This window comes from Streptomyces sp. NPDC057900 (assembly GCF_042887885.1).
Lineage (GTDB): Bacteria > Actinomycetota > Actinomycetes > Streptomycetales > Streptomycetaceae > Streptomyces.
Map to the genome: position 1 here is coordinate 107567 of NZ_JBHVOI010000004.1, position 22428 is coordinate 129994.

At 72.3% G+C, this 22428-nt stretch carries 25 protein-coding genes; 18 read left to right on the forward strand and 7 right to left on the reverse strand.

Annotated elements, in window-relative coordinates; translation table 11 throughout:
* The first annotated feature begins 43 nt into the window (after positions 1–43).
* Both ACFVQ0_RS18035 and mqnP read left to right on the forward strand, forming a co-directional pair.
* Positions 44–1501 (forward strand): menaquinone biosynthesis decarboxylase, encoded by a 1458-nt coding sequence (locus tag ACFVQ0_RS18035; protein WP_390089087.1) that lies wholly within the window; start codon positions 44–46, stop codon positions 1499–1501.
* Positions 1502–1563: 62 nt separating this feature from the next.
* Positions 1564–2403, forward strand: a complete 840-nt coding sequence (mqnP, locus tag ACFVQ0_RS18040; protein ID WP_242436796.1) for a menaquinone biosynthesis prenyltransferase MqnP — start codon at positions 1564–1566, stop codon at positions 2401–2403.
* Here the strand turns inward: mqnP and ACFVQ0_RS18045 are convergent.
* Positions 2339–2980 (reverse strand): rhomboid family intramembrane serine protease, encoded by a 642-nt coding sequence (locus tag ACFVQ0_RS18045; protein WP_390089088.1) that lies wholly within the window; start codon positions 2978–2980, stop codon positions 2339–2341. The two genes, mqnP and ACFVQ0_RS18045, sit on opposite strands and share 65 nt — an antisense overlap.
* Before the next feature lie 117 nt (positions 2981–3097).
* Here ACFVQ0_RS18045 and ACFVQ0_RS18050 point away from each other — a divergent pair, with 117 nt between their 5' ends.
* The gene (locus ACFVQ0_RS18050) at positions 3098–3763 is read left to right on the forward strand and encodes a UbiX family flavin prenyltransferase (protein WP_073737181.1); all 666 of its coding nucleotides are present in this window, start codon (positions 3098–3100) and stop codon (positions 3761–3763) included.
* Between the two features lie 11 nt (positions 3764–3774).
* On the opposite strand, the gene ACFVQ0_RS18055 is transcribed toward ACFVQ0_RS18050, so the two are convergent.
* Entirely contained in the window at positions 3775–3909 is a 135-nt protein-coding gene (locus tag ACFVQ0_RS18055) for a hypothetical protein (protein WP_260255715.1), read from the reverse strand.
* 132 nt (positions 3910–4041) lie between these two features.
* On the opposite strand from ACFVQ0_RS18055, the gene ACFVQ0_RS18060 reads away from it, so the two are divergent.
* The 6 genes from ACFVQ0_RS18060 (at position 4042) to ACFVQ0_RS18085 (ending at position 9402) form a co-directional block, all read left to right on the forward strand.
* On the forward strand, positions 4042–4497 hold the full coding sequence (locus tag ACFVQ0_RS18060; protein ID WP_390089795.1) for an Lrp/AsnC family transcriptional regulator: 456 nt from the start codon (positions 4042–4044) through the stop codon (positions 4495–4497).
* Between the two features lie 90 nt (positions 4498–4587).
* Positions 4588–5751, forward strand: a complete 1164-nt coding sequence (gene mqnE / locus ACFVQ0_RS18065) for an aminofutalosine synthase MqnE (protein ID WP_073737183.1) — start codon at positions 4588–4590, stop codon at positions 5749–5751.
* 143 nt (positions 5752–5894) lie between these two features.
* On the forward strand, positions 5895–6419 hold the full coding sequence (locus ACFVQ0_RS18070; RefSeq protein ID WP_390089091.1) for a GNAT family N-acetyltransferase: 525 nt from the start codon (positions 5895–5897) through the stop codon (positions 6417–6419).
* A 155-nt stretch (positions 6420–6574) separates the two neighbouring features.
* Positions 6575–6829: a DUF4229 domain-containing protein gene (locus ACFVQ0_RS18075; RefSeq protein WP_390089093.1), complete on the forward strand. Its 255-nt coding sequence runs from the start codon at positions 6575–6577 to the stop codon at positions 6827–6829.
* A gap of 439 nt (positions 6830–7268) precedes the next feature.
* Entirely contained in the window at positions 7269–8615 is a 1347-nt protein-coding gene (locus ACFVQ0_RS18080) for a dicarboxylate/amino acid:cation symporter (RefSeq protein WP_390089095.1), read from the forward strand.
* Positions 8616–8739: 124 nt separating this feature from the next.
* Positions 8740–9402 carry a TetR/AcrR family transcriptional regulator gene (locus tag ACFVQ0_RS18085; RefSeq protein ID WP_390089097.1) on the forward strand — a complete coding sequence of 221 codons (663 nt, stop codon included), beginning with the start codon at positions 8740–8742 and terminating at the stop codon, positions 9400–9402.
* Positions 9403–9469: 67 nt separating this feature from the next.
* On the opposite strand, the gene ACFVQ0_RS18090 is transcribed toward ACFVQ0_RS18085, so the two are convergent.
* Genes ACFVQ0_RS18090 through ACFVQ0_RS18100 form a run of 3 tightly spaced genes read right to left on the reverse strand, consistent with a single transcriptional unit; the run spans position 9470 to position 11042 of the window.
* Complete coding sequence (locus ACFVQ0_RS18090) at positions 9470–9826, reverse strand: hypothetical protein (RefSeq protein WP_390089099.1); 357 nt, start codon at positions 9824–9826, stop codon at positions 9470–9472.
* Positions 9823–10455, reverse strand: coding sequence for an Asp23/Gls24 family envelope stress response protein (locus tag ACFVQ0_RS18095; RefSeq protein WP_390089101.1), 633 nt, complete (start codon positions 10453–10455; stop codon positions 9823–9825). Before ACFVQ0_RS18095 ends, ACFVQ0_RS18090 begins: the two co-directional genes overlap by 4 nt.
* Complete coding sequence (locus ACFVQ0_RS18100) at positions 10452–11042, reverse strand: RNA polymerase sigma factor (protein ID WP_390089102.1); 591 nt, start codon at positions 11040–11042, stop codon at positions 10452–10454. Before ACFVQ0_RS18100 ends, ACFVQ0_RS18095 begins: the two co-directional genes overlap by 4 nt.
* Before the next feature lie 256 nt (positions 11043–11298).
* Here ACFVQ0_RS18100 and ACFVQ0_RS18105 point away from each other — a divergent pair, with 256 nt between their 5' ends.
* The 4 genes from ACFVQ0_RS18105 (at position 11299) to ACFVQ0_RS18120 (ending at position 13686) form a co-directional block, all read left to right on the forward strand.
* Complete coding sequence (locus tag ACFVQ0_RS18105) at positions 11299–11799, forward strand: Asp23/Gls24 family envelope stress response protein (RefSeq protein WP_389211458.1); 501 nt, start codon at positions 11299–11301, stop codon at positions 11797–11799.
* 125 nt (positions 11800–11924) lie between these two features.
* Positions 11925–12110, forward strand: a complete 186-nt coding sequence (locus tag ACFVQ0_RS18110) for a hypothetical protein (RefSeq protein ID WP_390089104.1) — start codon at positions 11925–11927, stop codon at positions 12108–12110.
* Entirely contained in the window at positions 12107–13105 is a 999-nt protein-coding gene (locus ACFVQ0_RS18115; RefSeq protein ID WP_390089106.1) for a DUF6286 domain-containing protein, read from the forward strand. The genes ACFVQ0_RS18110 and ACFVQ0_RS18115 overlap by 4 nt, the downstream gene beginning before the upstream one ends.
* Entirely contained in the window at positions 13102–13686 is a 585-nt protein-coding gene (locus ACFVQ0_RS18120) for a hypothetical protein (protein ID WP_390089108.1), read from the forward strand. Before ACFVQ0_RS18115 ends, ACFVQ0_RS18120 begins: the two co-directional genes overlap by 4 nt.
* A 30-nt stretch (positions 13687–13716) precedes the next feature.
* On the opposite strand, the gene ACFVQ0_RS18125 is transcribed toward ACFVQ0_RS18120, so the two are convergent.
* Both ACFVQ0_RS18125 and ACFVQ0_RS18130 read right to left on the reverse strand, forming a co-directional pair.
* Complete coding sequence (locus ACFVQ0_RS18125; RefSeq protein ID WP_390089110.1) at positions 13717–14535, reverse strand: MaoC family dehydratase; 819 nt, start codon at positions 14533–14535, stop codon at positions 13717–13719.
* A 4-nt stretch (positions 14536–14539) separates the two neighbouring features.
* The gene (locus ACFVQ0_RS18130; RefSeq protein WP_390089112.1) at positions 14540–15859 is read right to left on the reverse strand and encodes a 3-oxoacyl-ACP reductase; all 1320 of its coding nucleotides are present in this window, start codon (positions 15857–15859) and stop codon (positions 14540–14542) included.
* 76 nt (positions 15860–15935) lie between these two features.
* Here ACFVQ0_RS18130 and ACFVQ0_RS18135 point away from each other — a divergent pair, with 76 nt between their 5' ends.
* From ACFVQ0_RS18135 to ACFVQ0_RS18155, 5 genes are all read left to right on the forward strand, one after another.
* Positions 15936–17213: an acetyl-CoA C-acetyltransferase gene (locus ACFVQ0_RS18135; RefSeq protein ID WP_390089114.1), complete on the forward strand. Its 1278-nt coding sequence runs from the start codon at positions 15936–15938 to the stop codon at positions 17211–17213.
* Positions 17214–17324: 111 nt separating this feature from the next.
* A complete protein-coding gene (locus tag ACFVQ0_RS18140) occupies positions 17325–19247 on the forward strand; it encodes an AMP-dependent synthetase/ligase (RefSeq protein ID WP_390089116.1) in 1923 nt (640 codons plus the stop codon).
* Between the two features lie 292 nt (positions 19248–19539).
* On the forward strand, positions 19540–20601 hold the full coding sequence (locus ACFVQ0_RS18145) for a hypothetical protein (protein WP_390089118.1): 1062 nt from the start codon (positions 19540–19542) through the stop codon (positions 20599–20601).
* A gap of 39 nt (positions 20602–20640) precedes the next feature.
* Positions 20641–21585, forward strand: coding sequence for an LLM class F420-dependent oxidoreductase (locus tag ACFVQ0_RS18150; RefSeq protein ID WP_390089119.1), 945 nt, complete (start codon positions 20641–20643; stop codon positions 21583–21585).
* 10 nt (positions 21586–21595) lie between these two features.
* Complete coding sequence (locus ACFVQ0_RS18155) at positions 21596–22381, forward strand: SDR family NAD(P)-dependent oxidoreductase (RefSeq protein WP_390089120.1); 786 nt, start codon at positions 21596–21598, stop codon at positions 22379–22381.
* Positions 22382–22428: the final 47 nt, after the last annotated feature.

Sequence of the window (22428 nt, forward strand, 5' to 3'; positions counted from 1 at the left end):
AGCCCTGGCAGCTGATGCCAGGGAGGATGTCAAACTGGACGGCATGGCTTACGACGATCTTCGATCCCTCCTCCGGGCTCTGGAGCGCGAGGGCGAGCTCAAGCGCATCAAGGCCGAGGTCGACCCCTACCTGGAGGTCGGTGAGATCGTCGACCGGGTGAACAAGGCCGGCGGGCCCGCGCTGCTCTTCGAGAACGTCAAGGGCTCCTCGATGCCCCTGGCCATGAACGTGTTCGGCACCGACAAGCGGCTCCTCAAGGCGCTCGGGCTGAAGTCCTACTCCGAGATCAGCGACAAGATCGGCGGGCTGCTCAAGCCGGAGCTGCCGCACGGCTTCGTCGGCGTCCGGGAGGCCTTCGGCAAGCTCGGGACGATGGTCCACGTACCGCCGAAGAAGGTGAAGGCGGAGAACGCCCCGGTGCAGGAGGTCGTCCTCACCGGCGACGACGTGGACCTGGACCGGCTGCCCGCGCTCTTCACCTGGCCCAAGGACGGCGGCTCGTTCTTCAACCTCGGGCTCACCCACACCAAGCACCCCGAGACCGGCGTGCGGAACCTGGGGCTCTACCGGCTCCAGCGCCACGACCGCCGCACCATCGGGATGCACTGGCAGATCCACAAGGACAGCCGCAACCACTACCAGGTCGCCGCCAGGCGCGGGGAGCGGCTGCCGGTCGCCATCGCGTTCGGGGCGCCGCCCGCGGTGACGTACGCCTCCACCGCGCCGCTGCCCGGGGACATCGACGAGTACCTGTTCGCCGGGTTCATCCAGGGCAAGCGGATCGAGATGGTCGACTGCAAGACCGTTCCGCTCCAGGTCCCGGCCAACGCCGAGGTCATCATCGAGGGCTGGCTGGAGCCCGGCGAGACGCTGCCGGAGGGGCCGTTCGGCGACCACACCGGCTTCTACACGCCGCAGGAACCGTTCCCCGCGCTGACCATCGACTGCGTGACCATGCGGAAGCGTCCGCTGCTCCAGTCGATCGTGGTCGGCCGGCCGCCGACCGAGGACGGGCCGCTGGCCCGGGCCACCGAGCGGTTCTTCCTGCCGCTGCTCAAGATCATCGTGCCGGACATCGTGGACTACCACCTGCCCGAGTCCGGCGGGTTCCACAACTGTGCGATCGTCTCGATCGACAAGAAGTACCCGAAGCACGCCCAGAAGGTGATGAGCGCCATCTGGGGGGCGCACATGATGTCGCTGACCAAACTGATCGTCGTGGTGGACTCCGACTGCGACGTCCACGATCTGCACGAGGTGTCCTGGCGGGCGCTCGGGAACACCGACTACGCGCGGGACCTGACCGTGGCCGAAGGTCCCGTCGACCATCTCGACCACGCCTCCTACCAGCAGTTCTGGGGCGGCAAGGCGGGGATCGACGCGACGAAGAAGTGGCCCGAGGAGGGCTACACCCGGGACGGGGGCTGGCCGGACATGGTCGAGTCCGACCCGGAGACGGCGGCGAAGGTCGACCGCCGGTGGAAGGAGTACGGACTGTGAGCGCCTCCGCCGCTGCCGTGCCGCAGCCCCGCAGTAAGCCCCGCGCGTTCCTGCGGCTCGTCATGATCGAGCACTCCGTCTTCGCGCTGCCCTTCGCCTACATCGCCGCCCTCACCGCGATGTTCCACGACGACGAGTCGATCCACTGGGTCACCCTGCTGCTCGTCACCGTCGCCATGGTCGGGCTGCGCACCTTCGCGATGGCCGCGAACCGGATCATCGACCGGGAGATCGACGCCCGTAACCCGCGCACCGCAGGCCGTGAGCTGGTGACCGGCGCGGTCTCCGTGCGCTCCGCGTGGACGGGGGCGCTCATCGCCGTCGTCGTCTTCCTCGGCGCGGCGGCGCTGCTCAACCCGCTCTGCCTGGCGCTGGCGCCGCTCGCGGTGATCCCGATGGTCGTCTACCCGTACGGGAAGCGGTTCACGAACTACCCGCACGCGATCCTGGGCATCGCCCAGGCCATGGGGCCGGTCGGCGCCTGGCTGGCGGTGACCGGGAGCTGGTCGTGGGACGCGGTGATCCTGGGGCTCGCCGTCGGCATCTGGATCGGCGGCTTCGACCTGATCTTCGCCTGTCAGGACGTGCAGGCGGACCGGGCCCACGGGGTGTTCTCCGTCCCGGCCAGGTTCGGCGTGCCGGCCGCGCTGTGGGGCGCGCGGGTCTGCCACGTGGTGACGACCGGGCTGCTCGTCTGGTTCGGACTGGCCACGGAGGCGGGGCTCTTCTACTGGATCGGCATGGTGATCGTCGCCGTCGCCTTCGTGTACGAGCACCGGGTGGTGCGGCCGCACGATCTGTCGCGGCTGAACCGGGCGTTCTTCTCGGTGAACGGGTTCATCGGAATCGCCCTGTTCGCGTGTGCGCTGCTGGACCTGCTGGTGCGGGGCCTGACGGTCTGAGCGGCCGGGCGTCCCGGCGCAGGACGAACGCGGCGAGCGCGCCGCCGAGCAGGCCGAAGAGGTGGCCCTGCCAGCTGACACCCGAGTCGGTCGGCAGGACGCCCTGGAGCAGCGAGCCGTACACCGCGGCGACGATCACGCCGATGATCACGTCCAGCGGGCGGCGGTCCACGAAGCCGCGGACCAGCAGGTAGCCGAAGAGGCCGAAGACCACGCCAGAGGCGCCGAGCGTGACCGTGTGCGCCGGGGCGGTGAGCCAGACGCCGAGGCCGCCGACCAGGATCACGGTGAGCACCACGCCCGCGAAGCGGCGCAGACCGCCCAGCGCGGCGATGAAGCCGAGGACCAGCAGGGGGACGCTGTTCGACGCGACGTGCGCCCAGCCGCTGTGCAGGAAGGCGGCGGGCACGATGTCGAGCAGCTCGCCCGGCTCGCGCGGGCTGATCCCGTGACCGTCCAGGCTGTGGCCGGTCGTGAGGTCGATGCCCTCCAGCACCCAGAGCAGCCCGACCCAGCCCAGCATGACCGCGCCCGCCGCGAGGGCACGGGATCCGGCCGTCATGCGCATGTTGCTCATGGGACGCCCCCCTTCATACGTCGCGACGTATTCACACCTCGCAACGCACGGAGCCCCTGACTCGGTTCCGGGTGGTGCGTGCCGGATAGGCTCGGTTCTGTGGATTCCGGGATTTCAATGAGTCAGCAGCAGCGACAGCCTTGGATTGTCGGGGTTTCGGGCGCTTCGGGCACACCATTCGCCGCCGCGGTGCTGCGTGGTCTGCTGGCCGCGGGGGAGAGCGTCGATCTGGTGGTGAGCCGGGCGTCGCGCCTCACCCTGCTGGACGAGACCGGGATCGCGTTCCGTGACGCGCACTGGCAGGAGGACCTGCGCGGCTGGCTGGCGCGGGGCGCGGACGGCAAGCCGCACACCTTCGACGTGGACGTGTCCGGCGTACGGCACTGGCCGGCCGGTGACCTGGCGGCCGGGCCGTCCTCCGGGTCCTACCCGGCGAAGGGGATGCTGATCGTCCCGGCCTCGACGGCCTGTGTGGCCGGAGTGGCGCTCGGGCTCTCGAAGGACCTGTTGCAGCGGGCCGCGAGCGTGACGCTCAAGGAGCGGCGGAAGCTGGTCGTCGCGGTGCGCGAGACCCCGCTGAGCGGCCAGACGCTCAAGGCTCTGGTGGCCCTGGACGAGGCGGGCGCGGTCGTGCTGCCCGCCTCTCCGGCGTTCTACGCGGGTGCGACGCACATCCAGGATCTGGTGGATTTCGTCGCGGGGCGGGTGCTGGACGCGGCAGGGGTGCCGCACCAGCTGTACCGCCGCTGGGAGGGAGAGCTCGGTGGCGGCTCCCGTGGCTGATCCGGGCGGGGTCAGCGCTTCTTGGGCGCGCGCGGGGTGCGGGTCCGGTCGACCCGGTGGGCGGCGGCGGGCTGGTGGGCACGCGAGCGGTTGGCCAGGTCCTGCAGCTCGCGCATCCGGGCGTAGGCCATCTCGATCGTGTACACGGTGTTTTCACTCCTGAAGATTCGAAAGCGCTTTTTGGATGTTCGGGAAGATTTGCAGGCTCCGGGGCCTGCATGCCTTAGATTCTACACATAGACTCGCGATACTGCTGATTAATGGAAGGTTCCATTCACATGGACGCGGTGGACAGGCAGCTCATCCAGGCCCTCAGGGAGAACGGCAGGGCCTCGTACGCCGAGCTGGGCAGGCTCGTCGGGCTCTCCGGGCCCAGCGTCACCGACCGCATCAACCGGCTGGAGTCCGCCGGAGTCATCACCGGCTACCGCGCCACCGTCGACGCGGCCTCGCTCGGGCTCGGCGTCACGGCCCTGATCGGCATCTCGCTCTCCGACGCCGCCGACCACGAGGACGTCGCGCACCGGCTGAAGGACCTCGCCGAGATCGAGGACGCCTGGTTCATCGCGGGCGACGACTCCTACATGCTCAAGGTGCGCGTCGGTGACGTGGACGGCCTGGAGAAGACCATCCGCCGCCTCAGCGGCACCCGGGGCGTCTCGCGCACCCGCACCACGATCGTGCTGTCCACCAAGTGGGAGAACCGGGTCGGCGAGCTGCCGGAAGAGGACTGACGGGAGGGCCGACGGGGGGTCCGCGGGGTGCGCCCGGCGGGGGAGTACCGTGAGCGAAGTCTGTTACGTAGAGAAATGGGAGGCGCCCTAGTGGACGCGGGACTCAAGCGCGAGCTGGAGCAGAAGGTCCGGGCCGGCGAGCGGCTGACCCGCGAGGACGGGATCGCGCTCTACGAGTCCGACGACCTCGCCTGGCTCGGCGGTCTGGCCCATGAGGTGCGCACGCGCAAGAACGGCGACGTCGTCCACTTCAACGTCAACCGCCACCTCAACATGACGAACGTGTGCACCGCGTCGTGCGCGTACTGCTCGTTCCAGCGCAAGCCGGGCGAGAAGGACGCGTACACGATGCGCATCGAGGAGGCCGTCCGCCTCGCGAAGGCGATGCAGGGCGAGAACCTCACCGAACTGCACATCGTCAACGGGCTGCACCCCACCCTGCCGTGGCGCTACTACCCGCGCTCGCTGAGCGCGCTGAAGGAAGCGCTGCCGGAGGTCTCCCTCAAGGCGTTCACCGCCACCGAGATCCACCACTTCGAGACCATCTCCGGGCTCTCCGCCTCCGAGATCCTCGACGAGCTGATCGACGCCGGTCTGGAGTCGCTGACCGGCGGCGGCGCGGAGATCTTCGACTGGGAGGTCCGCCAGCACATCGTGGACCACGCCACCCACTGGGAGGACTGGTCGCGGATCCACCGGCTCGCGCACGAGAAGGGTCTCAAGACCCCGGCGACGATGCTGTACGGGCACATCGAGGAGCCCCGTCACCGCGTCGACCACGTGCTGCGGCTGCGTGAGCTCCAGGACGAGACCGGCGGCTTCCAGGTCTTCATCCCGCTGCGCTACCAGCACGACTTCGTGGACATGAAGGACGGCAAGGTCCGCAACAAGCTCCAGGCGCGGACGACGATGGCGACCGGCGCCGAGGCGCTCAAGACCTTCGCGGTCTCCCGGCTGCTCTTCGACAACGTCCCGCACGTCAAGGTCTTCTGGGTGATGCACGGCGTGCAGACCGCCCAGCTCGCGCTCCAGCACGGCGCGGACGACATGGACGGCTCGGTCGTCGAGTACAAGATCACGCACGACGCGGACAACTACGGCACGCCCAACAAGCTCGGCCGCGAGGACCTGCTCGACCTGATCCGCGACGCCGGCTTCCGGCCCGTCGAGCGCAACACCCGGTACGAGATCCTCCGCGAGTACCCGGGCCCGGACGCGGACCGGCGCGAGTCGCCGCAGCCGATGCGGGTCTGACGCGGCGCGCCCCTCCGGGGGCGCGTATCGCTCCACTGCTCCACGAAAGCTCCGGCCGACGTCCCCGGCCGGAGCTTTCTCGTGTTCGTGACGGGTTCTCCGACGGGATTGAGCGCAGCGCCCGTAATGGTTAATCTGCATCTATGACACTTACTTTTGAGTTGGACCCTCCCTTCGACAGGCCCCTGCGGGACGGCATCACCTCGCTCTGGGCCGATGTGTCCAACGCGGGCGGCGCGGTGGGCTTCGTGCCGCCCGTCACGGCCGAGGACGTCCGGCCCGAACTGGTCAAGCACCTCACCGCCATCACGGAGGAGCGCACCCGGCTCCTGGTCGGCTACGACGAGGAGGGTGCCGTCGCCGCCACCGCCTTCCTGACCCGCAACACGCACCGGCTGATGTCGCACTGGGTCTGGCTCTACACGGTGATGGTCCACCCCCGCCACCAGGGCCGGGGCTTCGGGCGCGACCTGATGGCGGCGGCCGCCGATGCCGCGCGCTCCATCGAGGGCATCGAGGCCATCCGGCTCACCTGCCGGGGCGGCACGGGCGCCGACCGGTTCTACGCCGCCTGCGGCTACAAGGAGGTCGGCCGGGTGCCGGGGGCGATCCGGGTGGCAGAGGGGGACGACCGCGACGACATCATCATGCTGCTGCCCCTCGGCTGAGAGCGCTGGTCCGGGCCGCCGGGCGGCCCCCTTTTCGGAGCCCTCCGAACCGCTCGATTACGGGGCATGCTTCACTGGACGGGCAGGACTGTCACGTAGAGAGAAGGCGAGCTGTGTCCGCTGCAAAGCCGAGCGCAATGATCCGGTACACCGCGATGCGTCTCAGTATCTTCGTCGGCTGCTTCGCGATCGCCGCCGTGGCCGTCAACTACGGGCTGCTGCCGTCCGGAGCGGGGGGCTCGAACATCATCTGGGTCATCCTGCTCGCCCTGGTGCTCTCCGCGCCGCTCAGCTACGTGCTGCTGCGCAAGCAGCGCGACGAGATGTCCGAGCAGATCATCTCCAAGGTCGACCGGACCAAGGCCCGCCTTGAGGCGAACCGCACCCGCGAGGACAGCGTCGCCCAGTAAGGGACGGCCAGGGACGGTAAGGGAAATGTAAGCTCCCTCACACCCGTACCAATTCTTCCTGAAACCCCAGCGCCGGAGCACACGCTCCTGTACTGGGGTTTCCGTGTGTCCAGGGTCAGTTGGGGGTGCCCGCCCACTGCCGGGCGCCGGGTGCGGGCCGGTGCGGGCCGGTCCGGGCCCAAAGAAGACCTTTGAGGTTCTCAAAGTTCAAGTGTTAACGTGTTCGCCATGAAGACAGCTGTGCGCCTCCGACCTGCCGCGAGCATCCCGCTCGTGGCGCGCCTGCATGTCGATCTCTGCCGCTGTATGTCCGCGGTCTGTTGCCGCAACGTCTGAACGGCATCATGCAGCGGCGCCGCCTCTGACGCGGGCGCCGCACCCCCGTCCCCTCCGCACACCGTCCCCGTGCGTCCCGATGTGTCACATCTGGAGTGTGTCCGTGTCCGCGAACCCCGCGTCCGCCACCACCGATGAGCCTTCCGGCTCCGGTTTCCGCATACCCAAGGTCCCGTTCTGGGCCCAGATCGTCGCCGGTCTCGTCCTCGGTGTACTGCTGGGCTGGCTCGCCCGCAGCCAGGACATCGGCTGGCTCTACACCACGCTCGACAAGGTCGGCCACATCTTCGTCCAGCTGCTCAAGCTGGCCGTCGCGCCCCTCGTCTTCTTCGCGATCCTGGTGTCGATCACCAACCTGCGCAAGGTCAACAACGCCGCCAGGCTGGCGGGCCGCACCGTCCTCTGGTTCATGATCACCTCGCTGATCGCGGTCGCCATCGGCCTCGCGATCGGCCTGATCACCAACCCGGGCTCCGGTACCGGTCTCACGCCGAAGGACGGCAAGGCCCCCGAGCACGCCGGCTCCTGGCTCGACTTCCTGACGGGCATCATCCCGGAGAACGTGATCACGCCGTTCACCGACCTGAACGTCCTCCAGATCGTCTTCATGGCCGCCGTCGCCGGCATCGCCGCCCTGCAGCTCGGTGAGAAGGCGCAGCCCATCCTCACCCTCAGCGAAGCCGTCCTGGAGCTCCTCCAGAAGGCCCTGTGGTGGGTCATCCGGCTCGCCCCGATCGGCACCATCGGCCTCATCGGCTACGCGATCGCCGACTACGGCTGGGACCTGATCGGCAAGTACGCCACGTTCACCGCCGACGTCTACATCGGCTGCGCCCTGGTGATGTTCGGCGTCTACCCGCTGCTGCTGGCCACCGTCGCCAAGGTCAGCCCGCTCCAGTTCTTCAAGGGCGCCTGGCCCGCGATCCAGCTCGCGTTCGTCTCGCGCTCCTCGGTCGGCACCATGCCGGTCACCCAGCAGGTCACCGAGCGCCTCGGCGTCCCGAAGGAGTACGCCTCCTTCTCGGTCCCGTTCGGCGCGACGACCAAGATGGACGGCTGCGCCGCGATCTACCCGGCGCTGGCCGCGATCTTCATCGCGCAGATCTTCGACGTCCAGCTGGGTGTCGGTGACTACATCCTGATCGCGTTCGTCTCGGTGATCGGCTCCGCCGCCACCGCCGGTCTCACCGGCGCCACGGTCATGCTGACCCTGACGCTGTCGACGCTGGGCCTCCCGCTGGAGGGTGTCGGCCTGCTGATGGCCATCGACCCGATCCTGGACATGATGCGGACCGCCACGAACGTCGCCGGCCAGGCGCTGGTCCCGGTGCTCGTCTCGGCGCGCGAGAAGATCCTCGACCACGACCTGTACAACTCGGCCTCCGCCTCCCCGGTGGAGGACGCCGAGGTCCAGGACAGCGAGCCGGCGAAGGTGCCCGTCCCCGCCTGATCGACCCGGCCCCAACGGCTGTGCCCCGTACCCTCACACGCACCTGGGTACGGGGCACAGCCGTTTTGCGAACGCGCCGTACTCTTACCGGGGAGTGGTGCAGCGGGGGCGGGAGGAGTCCGGCATGGGTGCTGTGAAGGGCAAGCGGATGCCGCGCGCCGTGCGCGAGCAGCAGATGATGGACGCCGCGGTGCGGACGTTCGGGCGGCGCGGCTACCGGGCCGCCTCGATGGACGAGATCGCCGAGCTGGCCGGGGTGTCCAAGCCGCTGGTGTACCTGTACCTGAATTCAAAGGACGAGCTGTTCACCGCGTGCATCCGGCGCGAGGCGCGCGAGCTCCTCGCGGCCGTCCAGGCGGGGGCGGAACCGGGACTGCCCGCCGACCGGCAACTGTGGTCGGGGCTGCGGGCGTTCTTCACGCACACCGCGCAGAACCCGGACGGCTGGGCGGTGCTGTACCGGCAGGCGCGTACGCACGGGGAGCCGTTCGCCACCGAGGTGAGCGTGATGCGCGACGAGATCGTTGCGTTCGTGACGGGTCTGATCGGGGCGGCGGCCCGCGAGGCCCATCACGACCCGGCGCTCCCCGACCGCGACGTGGCGGGGCTCGCGCAGGCGCTGGTGGGCGCCGCGGAGTCGCTCGCCGGCTGGGCGAACGAGACCCCGGGCGTCTCGGCGAAGGAGGCGGCGTCCACCCTGATGAACTTCTCCTGGGCGGGCCTGGAGAACCTCATGAACGGGCGCTCCTGGCAGCCGAGGGGGCCGGGGCGCGCGCGTCCGGCGTGATCCGTTCCTCCTTCCGGGCTTCCCGGGCTTCCGGGTCTTTCCGGGCTTCCCGCCGGGGCGGCGGGTGTCAGGCCTGGCCCGTGATGGTCACGACCACCCGTACCGCGTCCTCCTTGCCCGGGAGCAGGGTGGCCAGGCAGGTGTCGACCGCTCTGCGGGTGGCCCGTGCGACCTCCAGCGCGCGGGCGTCGCGGCGGGCGACGATCTGGATGTCCAGCCTCGGGGGCGAGGATGCGCTGCCCCGGCTCATCCGCACCCCGGCGTGACGGGTGCCGGCCGTGGTCCGGGGCGTGGAGGGCAGGGCCGAGCGCAGGAGTTGGGCGACGCCCGGTTTGAGGAACGCCACGCCCTCCACGCCCTCCACGGCCCTGGCGACCTCCTCCGTGAGCGTGGCCCTTCGGGTCCGCTCGGTGTCGTGGTTCATCGGGCGGCCCTTTCCTCGGGGGTGTCCTCTTCGGGGTCGAGCAGGTCGGTGATGCGGATGTCGAGTTCCGTGACGCCGAGGCCCAGGCCCTCGTCCACCGCCTCGCGCACCCGCCGCCGTACCCGGTCGGCGAGTTCCGTCAGGTCGTCGCTGAGGGGGACGTGCAGTTCGAGGCGTACGTCGATCCCGGCCGGGCCCCGGGAGTGCGGGGCGCGGGGGACGATCCGGCAGGAACCGGCGCGTACGCCGGGCACCGTCTCTGCGGCGGTGCGGACGGTGCGCGCGGCCACCGCCTCCATGACCCACAGGTCCTCGGCGGGGTCGCCCAGCGGCAGCGGACGCCCCGGGCGCAGTTCGAGCCGTACGACGTCCATCACGCGCTGGGTCAGCGGCGTGGCGTCGTACGTCTCCGTCGTGTCGGTCTCCTCCCGCAGACCACGTACCGCGGACTCCAGGCCCGCCAGCTCGTCGACGGCGCGTCGGCAGTGCGGGCACTCGTCCAGGTGCGGATCGGCCGTGCCCTGCTCCCAGAGATCCCAGACGTGGGAGAGCAGACGGCCGCAGGGCAGTCGCTCGTCGTCCGCGTCATCGGCGGACTCGGGGTGGGGCGGGTCGGTGTGGGTGGTCATCGCCAGGCCCCCAGTTCCTGTGTCAGACAGCGTCGTGCGCGGAAGACGCGCGCCCGGACAGCCTCCTGGCTGATGCCGACCGCGGCCGCGATGAATTCGTAGGACTGGCCGTCCAATTCTCTCAGCACCCAGCAGGTGCGCTGCTCGGGAGAGAGCGAGGACAGGGCCGCCTGGAGGTCCCCGGCGGCGGCCCGCGACTCCGCGAGCCTGGTCGGGGAGACGGCGTGCTCGGGCGCCGCCACCTCGCCCGCGGCCTCCAGTGGCGCGAGTGGTCTGCGGCGGCGCAGGACGTTCAGGCAGCGGTTGGTGACGATGCGGTACATCCAGGTCCCGAACGACGACTGGTGCTGGAATCCGGGCAGTTTGCGCCAGGCGCTGATCAGCGCGTCCTGCACCGCGTCCTCCGCCTCGGGCACGCTGCCCAGGAGCCGGGTGGCCAGGCGGATCAGCGGCGGCGCGTGGCGGCGTACGAGGGTGGCGAAGGCCTCCTCGTCGCCCTCCGCGGCGCGTACGGCGAGCAGGCCGTCATCGGTGTCGGCCCGGTCCTCGCCGGCCGCTGATGCGATCTGTCTGCGGGCCCCCGGCACAGGGCGGCTCCTCTGTTGTTCGGTCGTCGGGCGGTCGTCGGGGCGGTGGGGCGTTGTGCTGTGCGTCTGTGGGTGGGACACATCAACTCCGGTTCTGTGACGCGCGGACCGGGCGGAAGGAAGTGCGGAAGGAAGTGCGGAAGGAAGTGCGGGAGGGAGAGCGGAAAGAAAATCCGGGATTCCGCGTCACGGACGGCGCCCGCCGGGGTCGAACGGTGTGAGAGCAGTTCACAGATCCCGCAGAGAGGACCTCCTGATGACCACGCAGACGGCACCAGTATCCAAGAACGCCTCCGCTCCCCAGGCGGTGAAGGCCCCCCAGGGCACGACCGCACTCTCCGGCGGGGCCACCGGTGCGGACGAGCCGGCCGCGACGCGCGGCCGTACCTCCATCGCCGATGTGGTCGTCGTGAAGATCGCGGGCATGGCGGCGCGGGAGATCCCCGGGGTCTTCGACATGGGCGGCGGGCTGTCGCGCACGCTCGGCGCGGTCCGCGACCGGGTGCCCGGCGGGCGCCCCAATGTCGGCCGCGGGGTCAAGGTCGAGGTGGGCGAGCGGCAGACCGCGATCGATGTCGACCTGGTCGTCGACTACGGCGTGGCCATCACCGACGTGGCCCGCGACGTGCGGGAGAACGTCATCGCGGCCGTCGAGCGGATCACCGGCCTTGAGGTCATCGAGGTCAACGTCACCGTCAACGACGTGCACCTCCCCGACGACGGCGAGAGCGCCCCGGCCGACTCCCGGGTGGAGTGATCCCGCGGCCTCGGAGCCGGCCGGGGATCGCGCCGGCCGGGCACCGCGGCAGTCGCGCGTCGCGGCAGCCGGGCGGCGCGCGGGAGTTGGACATCATCGGGCCATCGCGTGAGGGGTGAAGCAGGATGAGCAGTGCGGCCGTCGGAATGATCGCGGGTATGGCACTGGCGTTCGCCGGCTGGTTCGGCGGCTTCGGGGCGTTTCTGCTCGTGGCCGCCCTCGGCGCGGTCGGCTGGCTGGCGGGCCGCCGGCTCGACGGCGAGGGCCTGCCGGAGGATCTGCGGGCGCTGTTCGAGCGGAGCCGCCGATGACCACGCCGGGGCAGCTGGGCACGACCACCGTCTCGGACCGGGCGGTGCGCAGGATCGTCGAGCGCGCCGCCGACGAGGCCACGCCCGGCCGCACCGGTCGGGCCGCGCGCGGTTCGGTCGCGGTGCACGGGCCCCGGGCACAGGTGCGGCTCACCGTCGGCCTGGGCTATCCGGCGCCGCTCGCCGACACCGTGCGCCGGGTCCAGGACCACGTCACCGAGCGCGCCCGGCACCTCGCGGGGCTCGACGTGCGCAGGGCCGCCGTCACGGTGGACACCCTGACGGTCCGCGCGGCCCCGCTCCCGACCGTCAACGCGGAGGTGGACGAGCCCGCGCGGCGCCCCTCGCGGCGCTCCTCGGGCCGGCTCCGCGCCTCGCGGCGTGGGCCCGTGGCCGCGCTCCTGCTGGCCGCCGCTCTCGGCTGCGGCGCCGTGGCCGTCGACGTGGTCCGGGTGCGCACCGGCCAACCGCCCGCCGTCTGGCGCACGGCGGCGGTGGACTGGCTGTCGGGGCACGGACCGGGGGACCTGTCCGTGGTGGTGGGCGGCTCCGTCGCGGCGCTCGCCGGGCTGTGGCTGCTCGCGCTGGCCGCCCTGCCGGGCCGGCGGAACCTGCTGACCGTCGCCACCCCGGACGCGTACCCGGACACCGCCATCGACCGCCCGGCGCTGGCCGCGCTGCTCCACGCCGCGGCGAGCGGTGTCGCCGGGGTCGGTGCGGTACGGGTACGGGTGCGGCGCCGGAGCGTCATGGTCCGGGCCGCGCTCGCCTTCGGCGCGGTGGACGCCGTGCGCGACGACGTCACCGCCGCCACCCGCCGGGTGCTGGCCGACTGCGTGCTGCGCCGCCCGTTGCGGCCCCGGGTGCGGGTCCGGCCCGAGCCGACGTGGCGCCCGCCCGAGCCGGACCTCCCGAAGCCGCGCGCGGCCGGGACGCCAGGGAGTCCGGAAACCGCCGAGGCGACGCGGTTCGTGCGGGCGGGTGGTGACGCGTGAGCGCGCGGCCCCGCCCCGGCGCGAACCGGGCCGTTCTGGCCGTGGCCGGACTCGCCCTCCTGCTGGGCGGTGTCTGGCTGGCCGCTACCTGGCCGGGGCTCGGCTCCCGGCTGCCCGGCTGGTGGCCGGCGGCCCGCCCCGGCAGCGTCCTGCTGGACCGGGAAGGGCTGGCCGGTCTGCGTACGCACGGCTGGTGGACGTCCGTCGCCGTCGCCGGTCCGGCCGTGCCGGCCCTGCTGCTCCTGTGGCGGTGCGCGAGCCGCTTCCGCGGCGGCGCCAGCACGTCGCTGGACCTGCCCTCCGCGGGCGGCGCGGTGCGCGCGGGCGCGCTGGCCGAGGCGCTAGCCCAGCGGACGGCCTCGCTCGCCGGGGTCTCCCGCTGCCGTGTGGACATCACGGCCCGGCGGACCCGGCTGCACGTCCGTACGCACCTCTGGCTCGATCCGGACATGCCCCCGGCGGCCGTTCTCGGTCCGCTCGCCGCCCTGCGCGACGAGGCGGAGGAGTCGGCGGCGCCGTACCGGATCGTCGGCAGCGTCCGGATCAGGAGCCGGGCCCGCCCGGCGCCCCACGTCCGCTGAACCGGCCGGGCCGGGGGCGGGGCGTCCCGGTCAACTCCGGTGCGTGGCCGTCCCGGTGAGGTGGACGCGGTCGCCGCCGCGGAGCTGGAAGCGGGTCCCGTCGGATGCGTAGGTGACGGTGCCGGGCAGCAGGACGGGAGCCCTGAAGTCGGCCCGTACCGTGTGGATCAGGTCGGGCCGGGGGGCCTCGGCGAGGCAGCGGGCCACGGTCCACATGCCGTGCGCGATGGCGCGCGGGAAGCCGAACAGCCGTGCCGTCAGCGGGTACAGGTGGATGGGGTTGCGGTCGCCCGACGCAGCGCCATAGCGCCGGCCGAGGTCTGCGGGGAGCCGCCACTCGGCGACGGCGGGGAGCGCCGGTCCGGGGGTGGTAGGGGCCGGGGGCGTGTCCGTAGGTGTCGCGTGCCGGGACAGGTAGCCGCTGCGGGACTCCCATACGAGCTCGCCCGAGAGCCGGGCCTCGGTGACCACGGTGACCTCTGTGCCGCGCCGGTGCGGCCTCAACTCAGATGCGTACACCGTCAGTTCGAGCGCGTCCGTGGGGCGCGGGGACCGGTGGGCGGTGATCTCGATCCAGGTGTGGACGAGTCCGGTGACCGGCAGCGGGAAGCGGCGCCGGGTCATCAGCCGCATCGCGAGCGGGAAGGCCAGGACGTGGGGGTAGGTGACCGGCAGGGCGTCCGGCTCCGTGAAACCGCAGATCGCGCGGTACGCGGCCAGCGGGCCGGCCGCGGGGCGTGCGGGCGGTGCGGTCGCGCGGTCGGGCGGCAGTACGGCGTCCGGGCGGCCGGGCCGTTTGAACGGGGACATGGCGGCGCCGCGCGCCAGCGAGAGGATCAGGCTCGGCACCGGGTCACGCCCCCAGCAGGCTCTGGCCGCAGACCCGGACGACCTGGCCGTTGACGGCACTGGAGGCGGGCTGGGCGAACCAGGCGGTCGTCTCGGCGACATCGACCGGTAGGCCGCCCTGCGAGAGGGAGTTCATCCGGCGGCCCGCCTCGCGGATGAGGAGCGGCACCGCGGCGGTCATCTTCGTCTCGATGAAGCCGGGGGCGACCGCGTTGACGGTGACGCCGTGCTCGGCTTCCGCGCGCGGGGCGAGCGAGCGGACCAGGCCGATGACGCCCGCCTTGCTCGCCGCGTAGTTGGTCTGGCCGTTGTTGCCGGCGATGCCCGCGATGGAGGCGGTGGCGACGATCCGGCCGCCCCGGTTGACGGTGCCGGTCTTCAGCAGCGCGTCCGTGGTGCGCAGGACGCTGTCCAGGTTGACGTCGATGACCGGGGCCCAGCGGTCGGCGGGCATGTTGGCGAGCCGCCGGTCGCGGGTGATGCCCGCGTTGTGGACGAGGACGTCGAGGCCGTCCGGGGCGGCGGCGGTGATCCGGGCGGCCGCGTCGGCCGCGGTGATGTCCAGCGGCAGCGCGGTCGCGCCGAGCCGGGCGGCGGTGCGCTCCAGGTCGTCCTGGGCCTGCGGGACGTCCAGGCAGATGACGTGGGCGCCGTCCCGGGCGAGCACCGAGGCGACCGAGGCGCCGATGCCGCGCGCGGCTCCGGTGACCAGCGCGGTGCGTCCGGCGAGCGGGGCGGCCCAGTCGTCGACCGGGTCCGGGGCGGCGGAGGTCACCTCGATGACCTGGCCGCTGATGTACGCGGACCGGGGCGACAGCAGGAAGCGCAGGGTGGATTCGGCCCCGGAGAGCGCGCCGGGCACGACGCGGACCAGCTGCGCGGTCGAGCCCTTCCCGAGCTCCTTGCCGAGGGAGCGCACGAAGCCTTCCAACGCCTGCTGGGCGGCGGCCTGGTGGTGGTCGTCCGGGGACGGCCGCACGCCGAGGACGACGACGCGGCCGCCCGGTGCGAGGGAGCGGACGACGGGGTGCAGCGCGCCGTGTACGGCCCCGAGCGCGGCGGCGGTTCCGACGGCCGTGGCGTCCAGCACGAGTGCGGCGGGCCGTTCGGCGCGTGCGGCGACCTCCAGGCCGGTCGTGGCGAGGACCGCGCCGAGCTCGTGGGTCACGGTGGAGTCCCCGGCGGTGAGGTGGAGGACGGGGCCGGTGAGCGACGGGGTCTCCAGGGACCAGCGGCGCAGCGGCGCGGGCTGCGGGAGGCCGGTCCGCCGGGTCAGGAACCGGCCGGTCGCTGTGCCGGTGAAGTGCAGATAGCGGTCGGCCATTGTCCAGACTCCCTGCTCGGTCTTAGATTTACTCCAGAGTAAGGTTACTCAAGAGTCAGGAGTTGGTCGAGATGAGTTGGTCGAGTTGATCCCCCTCGCACTCCCGCAGCCCCGCAGGGTCGCGGTCATCGGCGGCAGCCGTATCCCCTTCGCCCGCTCCGACGGGCCCTACGCGCAGGCCTCCAACCAGCAGATGCTCACCGCCGCGCTGGACGGACTGGTCGAGCGGTTCGGCCTCCAGGGGCAGCGCGTCGGGGAGTTCGCGGCCGGCGCGGTCCTCAAGCACAGCCGGGACTTCAACCTGGCCCGGGAGACCGTGCTCGGCTCCCGGCTCGACCCGCGCACCCCCGCGTACGACATCCAGCAGGCCTGCGGCACCGGCCTCCAGGCCGTCATCGCCGCCGCCAACAAGATCATGCTCGGGGCGGTCGACTCGGCGGTCGCGGGCGGCGCGGACACCACCAGCGACGCGCCCCTCGGCGTCAACGACGAGCTGCGCAGGCTGCTGCTGTCCGCGCGGCGCGCGAAGTCGGCGGGCGGCCGGGCGAAGGCCCTCGCGGGCGTACGTCCCCGCCATCTCGTCCCGGACATCCCGCGCAACGCGGAACCCCGCACCGGTCTCTCGATGGGCGACCACGCGGCGGTCACCGCCCGGCAGTGGGACATCGCCCGCGCGGACCAGGACCTGCTCGCCGCCACCAGCCACCAGCGCCTCGCCGCCGCCTACGAGCGGGGGTTCCTGGACGACCTGGTCGTCCCGTACCTCGGCCTGGACCGGGACCAGAACCTGCGCCCCGGCTCCACGGTGGAGAAACTCGCCACCCTGAAACCGGTGTTCGGCACGGACCACCCGGACGCGACGATGACCGCGGGCAACTCCACCCCGCTCACGGACGGCGCCGCGACGGTGCTGCTGGCGAGCGAGGAGTGGGCCGAGCGGCACGGGCTTGAGCCGCAGGCGTATCTGTCCCTGTACGAGACGGCCGCCGTCGACTACGTGGGCGGCGGGGACGGGCTGCTGATGGCGCCCGCGTACGCCGTGCCGAGGCTGCTGGAGCGGGCCGGGCTCGGCATCGAGGACTTCGATCTCTTCGAGGTCCATGAGGCCTTCGCCTCCCAGGTGCTCGCCACGCTGGCCGCCTGGGAGAAGGCGGGCCTGGCGCCCGTCGACCGGGAGAAGCTCAACGTGGCCGGCTCCTCGCTCGCCACCGGCCACCCGTTCGCCGCGACCGGCGCCCGGATCGTCGCCACCCTCGCGGGGCTCCTCGCGGAACGGGACGCCCCGGGACGGGGGCTGATCTCGATCTGCGCGGCCGGCGGCCAGGGCGTCACGGCGATCCTCGAACGCGCCTGACCCGTAACCCCGTACGCGTAGTCCCGTGCGCGTAATCCCGTACCGGAGGCGCGTACCCGCCCCCCGCACACGTAGGCACGTCCCGACCCGTTCAGAGCCCGCCCGACCCCGATGTCCGAGGAGCCGCACGTGTCCACGCCACCCGTCACCACCACCGCGCCCGTCCTGGTCGAGCCGACCAAGGTCAGGGCCGCCGACGGCACCGTCCAGCAGGTCTCCGTACCGGCGTTCGCCCCGTCCGTCCGGCGCGGCTCGCTCGCGGAGATCCCCTTCGACAACGCCCGCGAGGCCCCGGCCGACGCCGTCCTCAGCCGCAAGCAGCCGGACGGCGGCTGGCAGGACGTGACGGCGGCGGAGTTCGCGGCCGAGGTGCTCGCCGTCGCCAAAGGCCTGATCGCGGAGGGGCTGCGGGGCGGCGACCGCATCGCGATCATGGCCCGTACGACCTACGAGTGGACGCTGCTCGACTTCGCGGCGTGGGCCGCGGGGCTGGTCACCGTCCCCATCTACCCGACCTCCTCCGCCTTCCAGGCCCGCTGGATACTCCAGGACTCGGGCGCCGCCGCCTGCGCGGTCGAGACGGCGGAGCAGGGCCGCCTCATCAGCCAGGAACGCAAGCAGCTCGGCGGCCTCGCCCACCTCTGGCAGTTCGACACGGGCGTGCTGGGGCGGCTGAAGACGGCCGGCCGGGACGTCCCCGACGACGCCGTGGCGGCCCGCCGCGCCACCCTGGAACCCGAGACCCCCGCCACCCTCATCTACACCTCCGGCACCACCGGCCGCCCCAAGGGCTGTGTGCTGACCCACGGCAACTTCTACGCCGAGGTCGACAACGCCATCGAGCTGCTGCACCCGGTGTTCAAATCGGTCAGCAAGTACCCCGCGTCCACCCTGCTGTTCCTGCCGCTGTCGCACGTCTTCGGCCGGATGGTCGCGATCGGCTGCCTGCGCGCGAGGGTCCGGCTCGGCCACGCCCCGTCCATCCGGACCGAGGACCTGCTCGCGGACCTGGCCGGTTTCAGACCGTCGTTCCTGCTGGCGATCCCGTACGTCCTGGAGAAGGTCTACAACATCGGCCGGGCCACCGCCGAGAAGATGGGCCGCGCCTCGTCCTTCGACCGGGCCGCCCGGATCGCCCAGCGCTACGGCCAGGCCGTCGAGGCCGCGGAACACGGCACCGGACCGGGCCCCGGAATCGGCCTGCGGGCGGCCCGCGCGCTCTACGACCCGTTGGTCTACCGCCGTATCCGGGCCGCGCTCGGCGGCCAGGTCCGGTACGCGATCTGCGGCGGCTCCCCGCTCGGCAGCCGGCTCGCCGCCTTCTACGCGGGCGCGGGCATCGAGATCTTCGAGGGCTACGGACTGACGGAGACCACCGCGGCCGCCACCGTGACCCCGCCGCTGCGGCCGAGGCTGGGCACGGTCGGCTGGCCGCTGCCGGGCACCGCCGTCCGCATCGCACCGGACGGCGAGGTGCTGCTCAGCGGCGGCCAGGTGTTCCAGGGCTACTGGGACGCGGAGCGCGGCGAGGCCGTGCCCGCGCTCGACGGCGGCTGGTTCGCCACCGGGGACCTGGGCGCGCTCGACGCGGACGGCTACCTCACGATCACCGGCCGCAAGAAGGACATCATCATCACCTCCGGCGGCAAGAACGTCACCCCGGCCCCGCTGGAGGACTGGCTGCGCGCCCATCCGCTGGTCAGCCAGTGCATGGTGGTCGGCGACAACCGCTCCTTCGTCACCGCCCTGATCACCCTGGAGCCGGACGGGCTCGCCCACTGGCGCCGGATGCGGAAGAAGGAGGGCGTCCCGGTGCGCGAACTGATCCACGACGAGGAACTGCACACCGCGCTGCAACGCGCGGTCGACGAGGCCAACCGGCTCGTCTCCCGCGCCGAGTCGATCCGGAAGTTCACCGTGCTCCCGGTGGACTTCACCGAGGAGCGCGGCCATCTGACCCCGTCGCTGAAGCTGAAGCGGGACGCGATCAGCCGGGACTTCGCGGCGGAGATCGAGGAGCTGTACCGCAAGTGAGACGGGCTTGGCGCGGGGGCCCCGCCTGTGCGGGTGCGCCTGGCCCGGTGGGTGGGGGTTCGGGGGCCCTCCGGGGAGACTCCTCGGACGACGAACGTGCGGCGGGGCCGCGTCGCGTACCCGGGTCTGTGTTCGTCGTCCCGCGGGGACTCCCCTGCACGCCCCCGAACCCGGCCGTCGCGCGGGGCGGGGCCCGCCGCGACCTTCGTCCCCCCGTCCGGATACTTTCGTCCGGCGGTCCTGGCCCATCGGCCGATGCCCGCCGCCGGGTGTCCGGCCCAGCATCGGATCCATGGCCTCCGCACGCGCACACCACCACCGCATCCGCTCCGCGCTCGGCCTCTTCCTGCTGGCGCCGCTGATCGGGGAGTTCCTGCTGGGCAACCAGCCGATCACGGCGCTGCCCTCGGTGTTCCTGCTCGCGCCGCTGTACGGGGGCGGCGCGCTGCTGGTCCGGGAGACGGCCCGCCGTGCCGGGCGCGGCTGGCCCACCATGATCCTGCTCGGCGCGGCGTACGCGCTGATCGAGGAGGGCCCGGTCGACCAGATGCTGTGGAACCCGCACTACGGCGGCTTCGACCTGGGGGCCGCGTACGCGGGAGCCAGGGTGCCGCTGCTGGACACCGGCGTCCAGCTGCTCCAGGACGTGCTGACGCTGCACACCGTGTGGAGCATCTGTGTGCCCATCGCCCTCGTCGAGGCCTTCGCCCGTGACGGTGACCGCACCCGCCCCTGGCTCGGGCTCCCCGGCCTCTCCGTGACCGTCCTCGTGTTCACCGCCGGCTCCGGCTTCCTGGCCCTGGCCCAGGTGGAGTCCGAGGACTTCGTGGCCACGCCCGCGCAGTTCGCCTCGGCGGGCGTGCTCATCGCGCTGCTGATCGCCGCCGCCTTCCGGTGCCGGGCGCCGGGAGCGCGTCACACCGCCGGGCGCACGCCGCCCGCGCCCTGGGTGGTCGGCGCGCTGTCCTTCGCCGCCACGAGCGCGTACTGGGGGCGGGAGTACCTGCCGGACGGGGTGCCCGCGGCGGTGCCCGTGCTCGGCTGGGCGCTGCTGGTGGCGGCGGTCCTGGTGCCGGGCGTGCGGTGGGCGCGCGGGCCGGGGTGGACCGGGGCGCACCGGCTCGGGCTCGCCGGGGGCGCGCTGCTCACCTACGCCTGGGTGGGGTTCGAGCAGGTGCGGTACCTCGATGTGTCCCGCACGACCGGTCTCATCGGCAACGCGGTGTTCGCGACGGGTGCGCTGGTGCTGCTGGCGGCGGCGGTGCGAGCGGGCGGGCGCCGGCGGACGGGTTCGCCCCGCCCCTTGTCTGATGCAGCGTCAGGTACGACGATGGCCCCGCGCGTCGTTAAGTGACGGTGCGTCAGATCTGGTCCAGGGGAAGGAGGCCGGACGGTGCCGATACTGCCCGCCGGGCCGCTGTCGTACGGGATGCAGCTCCCGATCCAGTCTCAGAGCGCCATTTACGCGGAGCCGTGGGAGGCCGGGGCCACCCCGGCGGACCTCGCCGAGATCGCCCGCACCGCCGACCGTACCGGGTTCGCGTACCTCGCGAGCTGTGACCACGTCGCCATCCCGCGCCGGCTCGCGGAGGGGATGAGCACGGTCTGGTACGACCCGGTGGCGACCCTCGGCTTCCTCGCCGGGGTCACCGAGCGCGTGCTGCTGATGAGCCATGTCGCGGTCGTCGGACTCCGTCATCCGCTGGCCACCGCCAAGCAGTACGCGACCCTCGACCACCTGAGCGGCGGCCGGCTGATCCTCGGGGTCGGGGCCGGGCACGTGCGCGAGGAGTTCGAGGCGCTCGGGGCGGACTTCGACGGGCGGGGCGGTGTGCTCGACGAGACCGTGGACGCGCTGAAGGCCGCGCTCGGACCGGAGGAGTACCCGGAGTTCGCGGGGGAGCGGTTCTCCTTCAGCGGGCTCGGCCAGCTGCCCAGGCCCGCCCAGGAGCGGGTGCCGATCTGGGTGGGCGGCTCCTCGCCCGCCGCGGTGCGCAGGGCGGCGGTGCGGGGGGACGGCTGGCTGCCGCAGGGTGATCCGCGCGGCAAGCTGCCGGAACAGATCGCCCGGCTGCACGCGCTGCGGGAGGCCGCTGGGGTGTCGGAGCCGATCGTCGTCGGGGCCATCACGGAGCCGCTGTACGTGGGCGAGCCGGACTGGTCCGTGGGGCGGCGCACCCTCAGCGGGAAGCCGGAGGCGCTCGCCGAGTCGCTGCGGGAGTACGCGGCGATGGGCGTGCACCAGATCCAGGTGCGCTTCCGCAGCCGCAGCAGGGCCGAACTGACCGATCAGATGGCGGCGTTCGCCGCCGATGTCGCACCTCACCTCGACAGGTAGGAGTCAGGCCATGGGCAAGCTGGACGGGCGGACCGTGCTGATCAGCGGCGCGGCACGCGGGCAGGGCGAGCAGGAGGCGCGGCTCTTCGCGGCGGAGGGTGCCCGGGTGGTGATCGCCGATGTGCTCGACGAGCAGGGCGAGGCGCTCGCGAAGGAGCTGGGGGAGGGGACCGCGCTCTTCGTCCACCTCGACGTGAGCCGGGAGGAGGACTGGCAGGCGGCGGTCGCCGCGGCGAAGGGCGCCTTCGGGCGGATCGACGGGCTGGTCAACAACGCGGGCATCCTGCGGTTCAACGAGCTGGTGTCCACGCCGCTGGAGGAGTTCCAGCAGGTGGTGCAGGTCAATCAGGTGGGGGCCTTCCTGGGGATCAGGACCGTCGCGCCCGAGATCGTGGCGGCCGGCGGCGGGACCATCGTCAACACCTCCTCGTACACCGGGCTCACCGGCATGGCGTTCGTCGGCGCGTACGCCGCGACCAAGCACGCCGTGCTGGGCCTGACCAAGGTGGCGGCGGTGGAGCTGGCGGCGAAGGGGGTCAGGGTCAACGCCGTCTGCCCCGGAGCCGTGGACACCGCGATGTCCAATCCGTCGGTGCTGGACCCGGACGCCGACCAGGAGGAGTCGAAGGAGGCCGTGGAGGCGCTCTACCGCAAGCTCGTCCCGCTCGGCCGGATCGGCCGGCCGGAGGAGGTGGCCGCCCTGGCGCTGTTCCTGACCTCGGACGAGTCCTCGTACATCACCGGGCAGCCGTTCGTCATCGACGGCGGGTGGCTGGCCGGGGTCAGTCTCTTCTGACCCGCCCACGGAGCCTGGCTGACGAAGCGTCAGCTATTGACGGCTCG